Source organism: Sandarakinorhabdus oryzae, assembly GCF_009733735.1.
GTDB classification, from domain to species: Bacteria; Pseudomonadota; Alphaproteobacteria; order Sphingomonadales; family Sphingomonadaceae; genus Sandarakinorhabdus; species Sandarakinorhabdus oryzae.
The window spans coordinates 1-13948 of the sequence record NZ_WNJP01000070.1 but is presented as its reverse complement, the minus strand read 5'-3'; the positions used below and the strand labels follow the sequence as shown (position 1 = coordinate 13948).

The window sequence follows — 13948 nt, the reverse complement described above, 5'->3', positions numbered from 1 at the left end:
CACTGGCCGCTGGTCTGCGCATCGGCGGCAAAGGCGCGCTCGGCATCGGCGACCGGCCCGGCCGGCAGCGCCGGCACAGCCGCCGCCAGCAGCAGCGCCGCCAGCATCAGGCGCCGGCCCGAGCGCGCGCCGCCGCCAGCGTGTTGGCAAGCAGGCAGGCGATGGTCATCGGGCCAACGCCGCCGGGCACCGGCGTGATCCAGCCGGCGCGGGCAGCAGCGCTGTCGAAATCCACGTCCCCCACGAGCCGGCTCTTGCCGCCGTCCAGCGCGATGCGGTTGATGCCGACATCGATCACACAGGCGCCCGGCTTGATCCACTCGCCCTTCACCATGCCGGGAATGCCGACGGCGGCGACAACGATATCGGCGCGGGCTATGTGCGCAGCCAGGTCGCGGGTGCGGCTGTGGGCGAGGGTAACGGTGGCGCTGGCGTTGGTGAGCAGCGCGGCCATCGGCTTGCCGACCAGGATCGAGCGCCCGATCACCACGGCTTCGGCACCGGCGATGTCACCCATCGACTCTTTGATCAGCAGCAGGCAGCCCGACGGTGTGCACGGCACCAGCCCCTTGCGGCCACTGACCAAGAGGCCGGTGTTGACCGGGTGCAGGCCATCGACATCCTTGGCCGGATCGATGGCAGCGATCACCCGATCGCTGTCGATATGCCGGGGCAGCGGCATCTGGACCAGGATGCCGTCCACCGCCGGATCGGTGTTCAGCTTGGCGACCAGCGCCAGCAGATCGGCTTCCGGCGTGTCGGCCGGCAGGCGATATTCGCCGGAGATCATGCCGGCTTCGCGCGTCGCCTTGCCCTTGGAGCCGACATAGACGGCGCTGGCCGGATCATCGCCAACCAGCACCACGGTCAGGCCGGGCGCGCGGCCGTGCGTCGCCACGAAGCCAGCGACGCCCTGCGCCACCTCGGCGCGCAGCGCGGCGGCGCGCGCCTTGCCGTCGATCAGGATGGCGCTCATTGCAGCAGCAGCCCTGAATCCATCACCAGCGCCGGCACCAGCTGCTGCAGGCCCGACAGCACCAGCCACAGCACCAGTGGCGACAGATCAATGCCGCCGAAATCCGGCAGGAAGCGGCGGATCGGGCGCACCAACGGATCATAAATGCGATCGAGCGCGTTCAGGATACCGCTGACCACCGGGTTGCGGGTGTTGACCACGTTGAAGGCCACCAGCCAGCTGGAAATCGCCCACACCACCAGGCCCCAGATCAACACCTGGGTGGCCATGATGAAGATGTTCACCAGCGCGAGGGTCGTGTTTTGCATGGGCCCAGTGCCTTACAGAGCCATGACGCTTCCCGCAATGGAGAGTGGCAAAAAGCCGTGGCTGGCGGCACAAGCACGGGCGGGGAGAAGATGCATGGCCACGCAGTTCACGACACTTGCCGACATCACCGACCACCACGCCGCTGCCACGCCGGGCAAGGCGGCCATCAGGGTGGACGGCGCAGTTTGGACCTATGCCGAGTTGCACGAGCGCGTGCTGCGGACGGTGGCCGCGCTGCGCAGTGCGGGGGTGGGCAAGGGCGATCGGGTCGGCTGGCTGGCGCTGAACCATCCGGATTACGTCACGCTGATGTGTGCCTGTTTCCGGCTGGGGGCGGTGCTGGTGGCGATCAACGCCCGGCTGGTGGCGCGCGAGATCGCCTATATCCTGGGCGATGCCGGCATCGGCATCATCATCTCCGAAACCGGCTTCCTGCCGCTGGTGGAAGAGGCGCGCGGCACGACCGCTCTGAAGAGCGTGATCCTGCTCGATGCGCCGTTCGAAGGCCGACCGGCCTTTGCCGAATGGATCGCCGGCCACCAGCCCGATGCCGCCATGCCCGCGATCAGCCCCGACGATATCGCGCTGCAGCTCTACACCAGCGGCACCACCGGTTTCCCCAAGGGCGCACTGCTCAGCCATCACCAGCTGCTCGGCACCATCGAGAAGGGCAAGCTGACCGGCGAAGACTGGGGCCGCTGGGACGAGGATGACGTGGCGCTGGTCGCCATGCCGCTGTTCCACATCGGCGGCAGCGGCTGGGCGCTGCACGCACTGGAGGCCGGCGCGACGATGGTGATCCTGCCCCGCCCTGACGTGCCGGGCATGGTGAACGCCATCGCCGGCGAACGCATCACCCGCATGTTCGCGGTCCCGGCGGTGTTGCTCGCCATCTGCCAGTATCTGGAAAGCGCGCCGGCCGACCTCACCGCGATGACCGAACTCTATTATGGTGCCTCGCCGATCCCGCTCGATGTGCTGCGTCGGTCCATGGCGGCCTTTCCCAATGCCGGCTTCATCCAATGCTATGGCGCCACCGAAACCTGCGGCACGGTCGTTTATCTGCCGCCTTATGATCATGATCCGGCCGGCAACCAGCGCATGCGCGGCTGCGGCAAGCCCTTTCCGGGCAACCAGGTGAAGATTGTCGATGGCGACAACCGCACACTCGGGCCAGGCGACGTGGGCGAGATTTGCATCAAGTCGGTCAGCGTGATGGCCGGCTATCACAACAAGCCGGAAGCCACCGCCAAATCGGTGATCGACGGGTGGTATCACACCGGCGATGCCGGCTACCTCGATGCCGATGGCTATCTCTATATCCACGACCGGGTGAAGGACATGATCGTGTCCGGCGCCGAGAATATCTATCCGGCCGAGGTTGAGAACGCCCTGCATGAGCATCCGGCGGTGGCCGATTGCGCGGTGATCGGCGTGCCCGATGCGCGCTGGGGTGAGGCGGTGAAAGCGATCGTGGTTAGGAAGGGCGAGGTGACGGCCGACGAGCTGATCGCCTTCGCGCGCACCCGCATCGCCGGCTACAAGGTGCCCAAGAGCGTCGACTTCATCGATGTGCTGCCGCGCAATCCGAGCGGCAAGATCCTGAAGAAAGACCTGCGCGAGCCGTTCTGGGCCGGGCACGAACGCCGGGTGGGCTGAGGCCAGACACGCAAAGGGCAGCCCGGCAGATTGGCCGGGCTGCCCCATCTGCGATGCGCGTCGTGGTTACGACGGCTTCTGCATGTCCTGCCCGGCCTTTTCGACGGCCTCGCCGGTGTTCTGCTTGGCTTCGGCGGCGGCCGCTGCGGCCTTGTCGCCCGCAGTGTCGATGGCCTTGCCGGTATCTTCGGCGGCCTTGTCGACGGCGTTGCCGGCCTTATCGACATTGTTGGCGGTGTCATCAGCAGCCGACTGGGCGGCATCACTGGTGGCGTCCTTGGTGTTCTGCGAACAGGCGGCAAGCGCCAACGTTGCGGCGCCAAGGATCAGGATCTGGGTAAATGATTTCATGCGATATGTCCTTTGGCCAATGATCGGCCATGTCGGCTATTGCCCTGTCAAAGCATTCCAACAATCTTTGTTTAGCACATCGCTGAATTTAAATCCTATCAATTCGGTAGAATCTGGAAATATTATTTCCATGAATTTCTTAACAGAAGGAAAATTCTTGTCTTTTGCTGAAGATAAGGTGCTTTTTTGCGATCTGAACGGTTTCAGACGGAATCAGAAACTGGCCTGCAGCGACAGGCTGCCATAGGCAATTTGATCGCCCGCCGGCAGGCCGGGCGCGTTGCGCAACAGGCCACGCCGCAGCATCAGTACGCCGTCCGCCTCCACGCGCAGTCGGTCCTTCACCAGCCAGTGGCGCACGCGGCTGCTCATTTCCCAGCCGGCAAAGCGGCCGGACAGTCCGGCCGGATCGCGGGCGCCCGATTGGCTGAACTGGTCGGTGCGGCTTTGCGCCCACATCGGCTTCACGCTGATACTGGCGTCACTGCGTTTGTTGGCCATATCCCCGCGCACCCCGACGGCCATCACATTGGTGCGGCCGATCAAGGCATAGAGCGAACCGGGTGCGAAATCGGGCTGCCGGATCCCGAACAGCGGGTCGAAACGGCGGATGGTGTCGCCGGGCCGGTCCCCACTCACCATGTCGGCCACCAGCGACAGACGCGGCGACCATGGCCCGGCCCAGCTGTGGCCCAGATCGGCGTGCACGAACCAGGCCGCGACCGGCAGGCGCGGCGCGGCGGCACTGATGCTGCGGCTGGCGGCGCCCCATTGCCAGGCCGCCTCCACCTCGCCGTCCCATTGGCCGGCGTTGCGCGGTTTCAACAGGCGCAGGCTGGCGGTGGTCAACTGGCGGTCGCGGCTGGCAAGGCCAGGCTGGTCATGCTCGGCAAAGTGAAAGGCAGAGGCTTCGAGATCGAGACCATGCAGGTGCCGCACAAGGTCGGCGCCCCACAGGGTGACATCAAGATTCTCGCGATCGAGCACGACCGCATTGCGGCGCACCCGGGCGGGACCGTCGGGCAGGCGTTGCTGCGGCATGATCCACAGCAGGGAGCCGCCCCACTGCCGGTTGCCCAGATCAAGCCGCAGGCCGGTGCTGGCCGAGATGGTGTTGCGATAATCCTCGGCCGCCACCACCCGCCGGCTGCCGACATTGACGATCATGCGCCCGGCCGTGATCGTGGCGCGGCCGCCGGGTCCGAGGCGGCGGGCCAGCCCGCGCAGATCAGCCGCGACATTGGCCACCACCGGTTCCAGCGCATTCACATCGCCGGTGCCCAACCGCGTGCCCGGCGCGATGGCATAGGCACGGACGTCCCACAGCTCCGCGTTCAGCCGCACCGGGCCATCGCCCAGCCGGGCGGCTACCACGGTACGCAGCATGAATGCCGATTGTTCGCTGCCGCCCGGCCTGATGTCTCCACTCACCGCCTCGATGCGGCTGCGCTGATAGCCGGAAAGGTCGAACCAGTCTGCCGCCGCCGCCGGGGCTGCCAGCACCAAGCCGGAGAGGACACCCCAGCCGGCGGGGCGGCGCAGGAAGGGAAGGCGAAGCACGCGGTGCTATTCGGGCGAAGCAGCCGAGCCGGCGAGGATACCGCCGTCGATGTGGAATTCGCTGCCGGTGACATAGGCGCTTTCATCGCTGGCGAGATAGGCGGCCATGGCGGCGACCTCGTCGGCGGTGCCGAAGCGCTTCAACGGCGTATCGCCGACAAAGGCCTTGATCGCGGCTTCGCGCTCCTCTGGCGTGCTGCCCAGCATCGGCTCCCACATCGGCGTCATGATCGCGGCGGGGTGGATGGAGTTGCAGCGGATGGCGAGGCTTTGTTGCGCACACCAGAGCGCCACCGATTTCGTATGATTGCGGATCGCCGCCTTGGAACTGGCGTAGGCCGCCGCGCCAGGGATGCCGACGATGCCGGAGCGTGACGAGATGTTGATGATGCTGCCAGCTCGGTTGCGGCGCATCGCCCGGATCGCGGCGCGGCAGCCGAGGAAGGTGCCGTCGAGATTGACGGCATGGACGCGCCGCCATTCGGCGAGGCTGGCATGTTCGGGATCATGCGCCGCCGGTTCGCCTTCAAAGCCGGTGATGCCGGCGTTGTTGACCAGGATGTCGAGCGGACCGACCTCTGCCATCACCTGGTCCCACGCCGCCTCGTCGGCGACGTCGAGCAGGGCAAAGCGCCCGCCGATGCTGGCCGCCACGGCCGCGCCGGCCGGATCAATGTCGGTCACCCATACCATCGCCCCTTCGGCAGCGAACCGCCGGGCGATGGCCTCGCCGATACCGCGCGCAGCACCGGTGATGAGGGCGGTCTTGCCGTTCAGTCTGTGCATGGCGCTGGTGTCGCCGCACTGGTCGCTCCGGTCAAGCCGCTTGCCGGCGTCACAAAACTGCCCCGCAAGCGTCACGCCGGTTTCATGCCCCATGGTTAATCCCTGCATCAGCATCAAAGGGGGACATCATGCGCATCATGCTTCTTGCCGCGGCCATGCTGGCAGCCGTTCCGGCGTCCGCTGCCGTCAGTTTTGCCGGCAAGATCGAAGTGGCGGGCAACAGCACCGACCTCGCGACGATCGGCAGCGGCCCCAATTCCAACCGGCTCAGCTTCGGTTCCGACCTGTTCTTCGATCCGCGCCGCCAGATCTTCTATGGCATCAGTGATCGCGGCCCCGGCGGCGGCACCATCGATTGGGCGCCGCGCATCGAACAGTTCAATGTCGATTTCAGCGCCAGCGGTGGCATCAGCAACTTCCAGCTGCAGCGCACCACCCTGTTCCGCCAGGCCAATGGCCAGGTCTACAGCGGGCTCAACCCCGGCCTGCAACCGGGCGGCGCCCGCAACCTGGGACCGGCACTGGATTCCGAAGGCATCGTGCGCTTGCCCAATGGCAATTTCCTCGTCGCCGATGAATATGGCCCATCCATCTATGAGGTTCAGTCCAACGGTCGCTTTGTCCGCGCCTTTACTCAGCCGGCCAACATCCTGCCGCGCGATGCCAGCAACAATCCCGATTATGCCAACGGCCGGCCCACCATTGTCAGCGGTCGGCAGGACAATCGCGGCTTTGAAGGGCTGACCATCTCGGCCGACGGCAAGACCGCCTGGGGCATCTTGCAGGACCCGCTGGTCAACGAAGGCGCCTCCAACGATGGCCGCCGCAGCCAGAATCTGCGCATCGTGCAGTTCGATGTCGCCACCGGCCAGTCCACCGGCCAGTTCATCTATCAACTGGAAGCGCTGGCCAGCATCAACGCCCGCGTGCCCGGCAGCCCGTTTTCGGCCACCAACCAGGGCCGCAGCATCGGCGTTTCCTCGATCACCTGGATCGGCGGCACCAAGTTCCTGGTGATCGAGCGCGACAACCGCGGCCAGGGCCCGGACAATCTGATCAGCCCCAACGGCGATATTGCTTCCAAGCGGGTGTACATGATCGATCTTGCGGGCGCGACCGACGTCAGCGGCATCAGCCTGGCCGGCAGCAATGCCCTGCCCGGCGGCGTGACGCCGGTGGGCAAGCTGCTGTTTCTCGATGTGCAGGCGGCGCTGCTGGCCGGCGGCGAAACCATCCTGCCCGAAAAGCTTGAGGGCCTCGCCATCGGCCCGCGCCTCGCCGGCGGCGGCTTTGCCCTGCTGCTCGCCACCGACAATGATTTTTCGGTCACCCAGAACGGCAGCAACGTGCAGTTCGACGTCTGTGCCGGCGGCGGCAGTTTCACCCAGGTGGCACTGGGCGCCGCCTGCCCGGATGGCCAGGCCCTGATCCCGTCGCGGATCTACAGCTTTGCCATCACCGGCGCCGATGCCGCCCTGTTTGACAGCGCCCTGTTCGGCGTGCCCGAACCGGCGAGCTGGGCGATGCTGATCGCGGGCTTTGGCCTCACCGGCGCCGTCTTGCGCCGCCGCCGCCTCGCCATTGTCAGCGCCTGATCCTTGCCGGAGCGGCAGAAGCCGCTAAAGCGTCGTTCCGGCTAGAACGGAGACGCACGTGCAGACGATCGGGGTGATTGGCGCAGGTCTGATGGGCAACGGCATTGCCCATGTCGCAGCGCAGGCCGGCTATGATGTCATCCTGTCCGATGTGGCGATGGACCGCTGCGAAGCGGCGAAGGCGACGATCGCGAAGAACATGGCCCGCCAGGTCGGCAAGGGCGTGTTGACCCAGGACCAGGCCGATGCCGCGCTGGGTCGCATCGCGCTGACCACGGCCACCGCCGACTTCGCGGCCGCCGATCTGGTGATCGAGGCGGCGACCGAGAATGAGGCAACCAAAGCCCAGATCTTTGCCGGCCTGCGCGATGTGCTGAAGCCAGGCGCCCTGCTGGCCAGCAACACGTCGTCGATTTCCATCACCCGGCTGGCCGCTGCCACTGGCCGTGCCGATCGCTTCTGCGGGCTGCATTTCTTCAATCCGGTGCCGATGATGGCATTGGTCGAGATCATCCCTGGCCTGGCCACGTCGTCCGAAACCACGGCCGCCATGCAGGGCTTCGCGGCAAAGCTGGGCAAGACGGCGATCCTGTCGGGCGATGCGCCGGCCTTCATCGTCAACCGCGTGCTGTGCCCGATGCTGAACGAGGCGATCTTTGCGTTGGGCGATGGCGTGGGCAGCGTGGTTGATATCGACACCGGGCTGAAGCTGGGCGCCAACCATCCGATGGGCCCGCTGACGCTGGCCGATTTCATCGGGCTCGACACGCTGCTCAGCATCATGAAGGTGATGCAGGACGGTACCGGCGATCCCAAATATCGGCCGGCGCCGCTGCTGATCAAATATGTCGAAGCCGGCTGGCTGGGCCGCAAGTCCCGCCGCGGTTTCTATGATTACACGGGCGCGGAGCCCGTCCCGACGCGCTGAGGTTTCGATGAAACTCACCTTCACCAAGGGCAGCGGCAAATTTGACCGGCTGTTGATCGAAGCGGCCGACGGCCCGCGCCCGCTGATCGAATGCCCGAAACAGGGCATCATCCCGCATGACATGGTGCATTTCGCTGTAGAGGCGGAAGTGACGACGCCAGGCTTCCTCGGCCTGATCGCCGCCGGCGGCGACGGCGGGTTTCGGTTGGGTCTGGACGACCGCCACGCGCAAAGCGTTGAGCGGCTGGTCGAGATGTTCCAGGGCGAAGGCTGGAGCGGTGGCCCGATGGCCGACGCCGACTTCATCGCGCTTTATCGCGTCACCTGCGAGGAGCGCGGCGACACGCCCCTGCCCATCAGCGGCGAAACCATCGCCGCCATAAGGGCCCGCATCGCCGACCTGACCCGGCAATGGGCGGCGGTGCCGGTTGGCGGATCGCTGGTGCTAACGCTCTGATTTCCTGATCACCAGCTTCAGGCCGGACCATACCGCATCGACGGCGCACACCTTCACATCGACATAGCCCATCGGCAACGCCTCGGCGCGGATCACGTCTTCGGTGATGTCGGTCGGCACCTTGGCCGCCTTCTTGGGCCAGCTCACCCAGATCATGCCGGCCGGGGCCAGCAGCGGGCGCAGACGGGCCAGTTCGGCCGCCAGCACGGCGCGGCTGGTGACGAAGAGGTGGGCGCCATCCAGCCTCGCTTCGGGCGCGGCCAGCAGTAGCGGTGGCCCATCAGCATCGATCGCGGCAGCGACGTCATCCGGCATCGCCAGCCGCCACCAACGCTGTGCCGCCGTCACGCCCAGTTTCCTGCGCAGCGGCGTGCCCGAATAGCCTGCTTCCACCATGGCCGGATAATGGCTAAAGCGCCGCCATGAGTCACGCCCCGCACCCCGACATGCTTGCCAAGACGGAAACGCTGATCGAGGCGCTTCCCTATCTTCAGCGCTATGCCGGCAAGACCTTCGTGGTGAAGTATGGCGGCCATGCCATGGGCGACGCCGAGCGGGCGCGCGATTTCGCCGAGGACATCGTGCTGTTGAAGGCGGTGGGCATCAACCCGGTGGTTGTGCACGGTGGTGGGCCGCAGATCGGCAATCTGTTGAAGCGGCTGGGCATCGAGAGCCGCTTTGTCGATGGCCTGCGTGTCACCGATGCCGCGACCGCCGAAGTTGCCGAAATGGTGCTGGCCGGCAGCATCAACAAGGAAATCGTGGCGCACATCGCGCAGGCGGGTGGCCGCGCGGTGGGCATCAGTGGCAAGGATGCCGGGCTGGTGACCGCGACCAAGGTGGAGCGCACCACCAAGGACCCGGGCAGCGCCATCGAGCAGGCCGTCGATCTCGGCTTTGTTGGCGAACCGGCGAGCGTTGACCGCAGCATCATCGACACGCTGACCAGCGCCGGAATCGTGCCGGTGATTGCGCCAGTGGCAGTGGGCCAGGATGGCCACACCTACAACATCAACGCCGATACCATGGCCGGCGCCATTGCCGGCGCGCTGGGAGCGGCGCGATTGTTTCTGCTCACCGATGTCGCCGGCGTGCTGGACAAGGCCGGCGCACTGATGACCGATCTGACGCCGACCGATATCGCTGGACTGATCGCCGATGGCACCATCACCGGCGGCATGATCCCCAAGCTGGAAACCTGCGTCGCCGCTGTGGATGCCGGGGTGGACGCCGCGGTCATCCTCGATGGCCGCATCAGCCATGCGCTGCTGCTGGAAATCTTCACGAGGAAGGGCGCCGGCACGCTGGTCAGGGCCGGCTGATTGCCGTTCCCGCATTCCGGGCCTAGGCTCTGGCGTACCCCAAGTGAAGGGATGGCCGATGAAGACCCTGCTGCTCGCCACCGCCCTGCTGGCCTTGCCGGCCGCAGCGCAGGCCCCGCCCGTGCCGCTGTTCGAAAAGGCGCTGGCCGACATGCCTGGCAAGGAGATGACACTGGTCGAGGTGGTGCTGCCGCCCGGCGGCGCCAGCCCGGCGCACCGCCACAATGCGCATGTGCTGGTCTATGTGCTGGAAGGCCAGATCGAGATGCAGGTGAAGGGCCAGCCCGTGCAGCTGCTCGGCGTGGGCCAGACATTTTATGAACGCCCGTCCGACATCCACACGGTCGGCCGCAACCCCAGCACCATGCAGCGGGCGCGATTCCTGGCCTATTTCATCAAGAGCAAGGGCGCGCCGCGCACGGTTCCGGTGCCCTGAATTTGGCCGGATTGCTGGCGCCGGGGGCGGCTGCTAGCCTTGGGCATCACAAGGGGGACCATCCATGAATGCACGCACCATCTTGAGTCTTGGGGGTGCCATTGCCCTTGTGCTGGCAACGCCAGCGCTGGCGCAGGCCAGGCGCTTCTCGCCCGATGATCTGCCCAAGATCGTGCGGCTCGGCGATCCGATATTGTCCCCCGATGGCAAGGCGGTGCTCAGTGTCATTGCCCGCGCCAATCTCACCGACAATCGCTGGGATGGCGCGCTCACCCTGATCGATGTCGCCAGCAAGGCCAGCCGTGTGCTCACCCAGGGCCGCCAGGGCGTCGCCAGCCCGCGCTGGTCGCCCGACGGCCGCAGCATCGCCTTCCTGGCCCAGGACGACGGCGGCAAGGCACAGGTTTTCCTGTTGTCGATGGATGGCGGCGATGCGCGCGCGGTGACCAGCAGCAAGACGCCGGTGACCCAGTTCGCCTGGGCGCCCGATGGCGCCAGCCTCGCCTTTGCCGCCGCCGATGTGGCCACGGAAAAGACCGGCGAAGCCAAGTTCGAAGACGCGTTCGAGGTCGGCAATCACAATTATCTCGACCGCAGCGCCCGCCAGCCCATCCACATCTGGACCGTGACGCTGGCGACCGGCGCGGTGAAGCGGCTGAGCAGCGGCCCGCGGTCACTGCCGCTGTCGCTGCCGCCCAGTGGCCCGCCGTCGCAGCTGAACTGGACGCCGGATGGCAAGGCGATCATCTTCGTCCAGGCCGCCACCCCGGCCACCGGCGATGCCGACACCGGCCGCCTGATGCGCGTGGAGGTGACGACTGGCGCCGTGCAGCCGCTGGTGCCAGCCAGCGCCCGGCAGGAGGTGCCGCAGCTCTCGCCCGATGGCCGCAGCGTCGCCTTTGTCATGCCGCGCGGCGGCGTGGCGGCGCACCAGAGCCGGGTGATGATCGCGCCGACCGGCGGCGGCAGCGCGCGTGACGCTGCGCCCGATCTCGACGTCGCGGTGGATCTCGTCGGCTGGATGCCCGATGGCCAGACCGTGGTCTTGAGCGGCACCGATGGCACCCACAATGGCCTGTGGGTGGCGAAAGACGGCAAGGCAACGCGGATCGATCTGGGCGAACTCGATCCAGCCAGCGCCGAGATCGGCAGCAACGGCGCCATCGCCATGACCGCCACCACTGCCGATCATCCGGCCGAGATCTATCTGCTGCCGGCGCCGGGCGAAAAGCCGGTGGTGCTGACCGCGCTGCAGACCGCGACCGATGGTGTGGCGCTGGGCCGGCAGGAAAGCATCAGTTGGAAAAGCGACAGCTACACCGCCGATGGCGTGCTCACCTATCCGCCGGATTACCGGCCGGGCCAGAGGCGGCCGCTGGTGCTTTATATCCACGGCGGGCCGGTGGCGGCGTCGCGGCAAAGCTTCTCGCCGTCGCCGCAGATCCTCGCCGCGCAGGGCTGGCTGGTGCTCGAACCCAATTACCGCGGCAGCAACAACCGCGGGTACGTGTTCCAGGAAGCCATATTGCGCGATGCCGCTGCCGGGCCGGGCCGCGATATCATGGCCGGCGTCGCCCTCTTGAAACAGCGCGGGCTGGTCGATGGCAGCCGCATGGCGGTCAGCGGCTGGTCCTATGGCGGCATGATGACCAGCTGGCTGATCGGCAATTATCCCGATGCCTGGAAGGCCGCCGTGGCTGGTGCGCCGGTGACCGATATCCTCGATCAATATAGCACCGCCGACACCAACCGGGCGCGGGCCGGCCAATACGGCCCGTCACCGTTCGTGGGCGACAACATGGCCAGCTATGCCCGGCAATCGCCGATCCAATATGCCTGGCGGGCGCGCGCGCCGACGCTGATCATGGCCGATGTCGGCGATTGGCGGGTGACCATCCCGCAGGCCTACAAGCTCTACCGCGCCCTGTCTGACAACAAGGTGGAGGTGAAGTTCGTCGCCTATCCGGTGCCCGGCCACAGCCCGGCCGATCCGATCCGCGCCCGCGACGTATGGCGGCGTTGGGTGGACTGGCTGAAACCGAAGCTGGCGCCGTAACGGCGCCAGCCGCTTACTTCGGCGCGGTGGCGCTGGCGTCGTCGGCGACCTGGCCGGCGGCGGTCTGCGCCGGGGTCGTGACGGTGCGGGTGGAGCGGATGGCCGGCGCATCGCGTTCCGACCAGTCGAAGATGCTGGCCTTGGCGCGGCGATAATTCTCGCGCGGGTTGTAGAGATTGACGCCTTGCAGATCGAGGTCGCGCGCCTCGGCATTGCCCATGGCGGCAAGCAGCGAGAAGGCGGCGACATAGGCGTTGCGGCGGGCGGTGGCCAGCTGCACGCGGCTGTTGATCAGTTCCTGTTCGGCGTTCAGCACTTCGATGATGGTACGGTTGCCGACGCCATTTTCGGCGCGCACGCCTTCCAGCGACAGGCTATTGGCGGCGATCGCTGCCTCGGCCGACTTGATCACGTCAAGGCTGGCCTGCCAGCTGGCATAGGCGGCGCGCACTTGCTGGATGACACCGCGTTCGGTGCCGATCTGGGTTTCCTGTGCAGCCGAGCTGCGGGCCTGGGCCTGGCGAATCTGCGCCGACGGGCGGCCACCCTGGTAGAGTGGCAGGGCCAGGCGGGCACCGACCACGGCCGAGGTCTGCGACGACGGCTGGGCCGGAAAGCCTTGTGGCACGATGGCGCCGCCGAAATTGTCAGTGCGCGACACTGTGCCAAAGCCGTTCAGCGTCGGCAGGCGGGCGGCGCGGGCGGTCTTCACGTCATAACCGGCGGCTTCGGCCGTCTTGATCGCCGCGGCAATATCGGGATTTTCCTTGATGGCAATTTCCACCGCTTCATCGACGTTGGCCGGCAGGCCGGGCAGCGGCGGCGGCTGGGTGAGGTTGGTCGGCGGCTCACCCACTTGCTGGATATAGCGTTCCTTGGACGCGATCAGATTGGCCTCGGCATTGCGCAGATCGGCCTGGGCCTGGCTCAGCCGGGCTTCCGACTGGGCGACATCGGTGCGGGTAAGGTCACCCACTTCGAAGCGGTCACGGGTGGCGCGCAGATTGGTTTCCAGCGTGCGCACGTTGGCGCGGTTGAACTCGACGATCTGGCTGTCGCGCAGCACGTCATTGTAGGCCGCGACGACCTGGCTGAACACGCTGGCTTCGGTGCCCCGCAGAGTTTCCTCGCCGGCCGACACGCGCGCATCGGCCGCCTTGATGCCGTTCTTGACGAGGCCGCCCTGATAGATCGGCACGGTCAACTGGCCTTGCGACTGCAGGGTGCGCGGGATGATGATGAACTGGCCGCCGGGGATCAGCACGTTCTCGTTATAGGTGGAATTGAGCTGCAGCGACGGCAGCGCGGCGGCGCGCTGGATCGGCACATTCTCGTCCGTCGCCATCAGGTTGGCGCGCGCGGCGTTGAGCGTCGGATTGGTCTGATAGGCCTTGGCCAGCGCGCCCTGCAGGGTTTCAGCGGCGGCCGGCGACAGGCCCAGCAACGACACGCCGACAAGGGCGGCGGCCAGGGCCGGGAGGCGGCCGGCTTGCGGGCGGGCGGGGTGGCGGCG

General features: G+C 66.8%; 13 protein-coding genes and 2 pseudogenes. 8 read left to right on the top strand and 7 right to left on the bottom strand.

Translation table 11 applies throughout. From position 1 onward, the window contains the following. Nucleotides 1–106: 106 nt before the first annotated feature. Nucleotides 107–976: a bifunctional methylenetetrahydrofolate dehydrogenase/methenyltetrahydrofolate cyclohydrolase FolD gene (folD, locus tag GJ693_RS08640; protein ID WP_156255905.1), complete on the bottom strand. Its 870-nt coding sequence runs from the start codon at nt 974–976 to the stop codon at nt 107–109. Then, complete coding sequence (locus GJ693_RS08635; protein WP_156255904.1) at nt 973–1284, bottom strand: YggT family protein; 312 nt, start codon at nt 1282–1284, stop codon at nt 973–975. Before GJ693_RS08635 ends, folD begins: the two co-directional genes overlap by 4 nt. Nucleotides 1285–1378: 94 nt before the next feature. Here GJ693_RS08635 and GJ693_RS08630 point away from each other — a divergent pair, with 94 nt between their 5' ends. Beyond that, nucleotides 1379–2944, top strand: a complete 1566-nt coding sequence (locus GJ693_RS08630) for a long-chain-fatty-acid--CoA ligase (protein ID WP_156255903.1) — start codon at nt 1379–1381, stop codon at nt 2942–2944. A gap of 66 nt (nt 2945–3010) precedes the next feature. On the opposite strand, the gene GJ693_RS08625 is transcribed toward GJ693_RS08630, so the two are convergent. From GJ693_RS08625 to GJ693_RS08615, 3 genes are all read right to left on the bottom strand, one after another. Further along, nucleotides 3011–3295, bottom strand: a complete 285-nt coding sequence (locus GJ693_RS08625) for a hypothetical protein (RefSeq protein WP_156255902.1) — start codon at nt 3293–3295, stop codon at nt 3011–3013. A 213-nt stretch (nt 3296–3508) separates the two neighbouring features. Then, nucleotides 3509–4855, bottom strand: coding sequence for an alginate export family protein (locus GJ693_RS08620; protein WP_156255901.1), 1347 nt, complete (start codon nt 4853–4855; stop codon nt 3509–3511). 6 nt (nt 4856–4861) lie between these two features. Beyond that, nucleotides 4862–5641, bottom strand: a complete 780-nt coding sequence (locus tag GJ693_RS08615; protein ID WP_156255908.1) for an SDR family oxidoreductase — start codon at nt 5639–5641, stop codon at nt 4862–4864. Between the two features lie 128 nt (nt 5642–5769). Here GJ693_RS08615 and GJ693_RS08610 point away from each other — a divergent pair. From GJ693_RS08610 to GJ693_RS08600, 4 genes and pseudogenes are all read left to right on the top strand, one after another. Further along, a pseudogene (locus GJ693_RS08610) lies at nt 5770–6951 on the top strand (esterase-like activity of phytase family protein); the annotation flags it as partial. A gap of 183 nt (nt 6952–7134) precedes the next feature. After that, nucleotides 7135–7236, top strand: a pseudogene (locus tag GJ693_RS17730) (PEPxxWA-CTERM sorting domain-containing protein); the annotation flags it as partial. Nucleotides 7237–7294: 58 nt separating this feature from the next. Then, nucleotides 7295–8164, top strand: coding sequence for a 3-hydroxybutyryl-CoA dehydrogenase (locus tag GJ693_RS08605; RefSeq protein WP_156255900.1), 870 nt, complete (start codon nt 7295–7297; stop codon nt 8162–8164). A 7-nt stretch (nt 8165–8171) separates the two neighbouring features. Beyond that, nucleotides 8172–8621, top strand: coding sequence for a hypothetical protein (locus tag GJ693_RS08600; protein ID WP_156255899.1), 450 nt, complete (start codon nt 8172–8174; stop codon nt 8619–8621). On the opposite strand, the gene GJ693_RS08595 is transcribed toward GJ693_RS08600, so the two are convergent. Continuing rightward, a complete protein-coding gene (locus tag GJ693_RS08595; protein WP_156255898.1) occupies nt 8610–9017 on the bottom strand; it encodes a hypothetical protein in 408 nt (135 codons plus the stop codon). The two genes, GJ693_RS08600 and GJ693_RS08595, sit on opposite strands and share 12 nt — an antisense overlap. Before the next feature lie 26 nt (nt 9018–9043). Between GJ693_RS08595 and argB the strand changes: the two genes are divergently transcribed. The 3 genes from argB (at nt 9044) to GJ693_RS08580 (ending at nt 12435) form a co-directional block, all read left to right on the top strand. Then, nucleotides 9044–9943: an acetylglutamate kinase gene (gene argB, locus GJ693_RS08590; protein ID WP_156255897.1), complete on the top strand. Its 900-nt coding sequence runs from the start codon at nt 9044–9046 to the stop codon at nt 9941–9943. Nucleotides 9944–10001: 58 nt separating this feature from the next. Beyond that, nucleotides 10002–10379, top strand: coding sequence for a cupin domain-containing protein (locus GJ693_RS08585; RefSeq protein ID WP_156255896.1), 378 nt, complete (start codon nt 10002–10004; stop codon nt 10377–10379). Nucleotides 10380–10443: 64 nt separating this feature from the next. Beyond that, the gene (locus GJ693_RS08580) at nt 10444–12435 is read left to right on the top strand and encodes a S9 family peptidase (RefSeq protein ID WP_156255895.1); all 1992 of its coding nucleotides are present in this window, start codon (nt 10444–10446) and stop codon (nt 12433–12435) included. A gap of 13 nt (nt 12436–12448) precedes the next feature. Here the strand turns inward: GJ693_RS08580 and GJ693_RS08575 are convergent, their stop codons facing one another. After that, nucleotides 12449–13906 carry a TolC family outer membrane protein gene (locus tag GJ693_RS08575; RefSeq protein WP_156255906.1) on the bottom strand — a complete coding sequence of 486 codons (1458 nt, stop codon included), beginning with the start codon at nt 13904–13906 and terminating at the stop codon, nt 12449–12451. Nucleotides 13907–13948 lie beyond the last annotated feature (42 nt).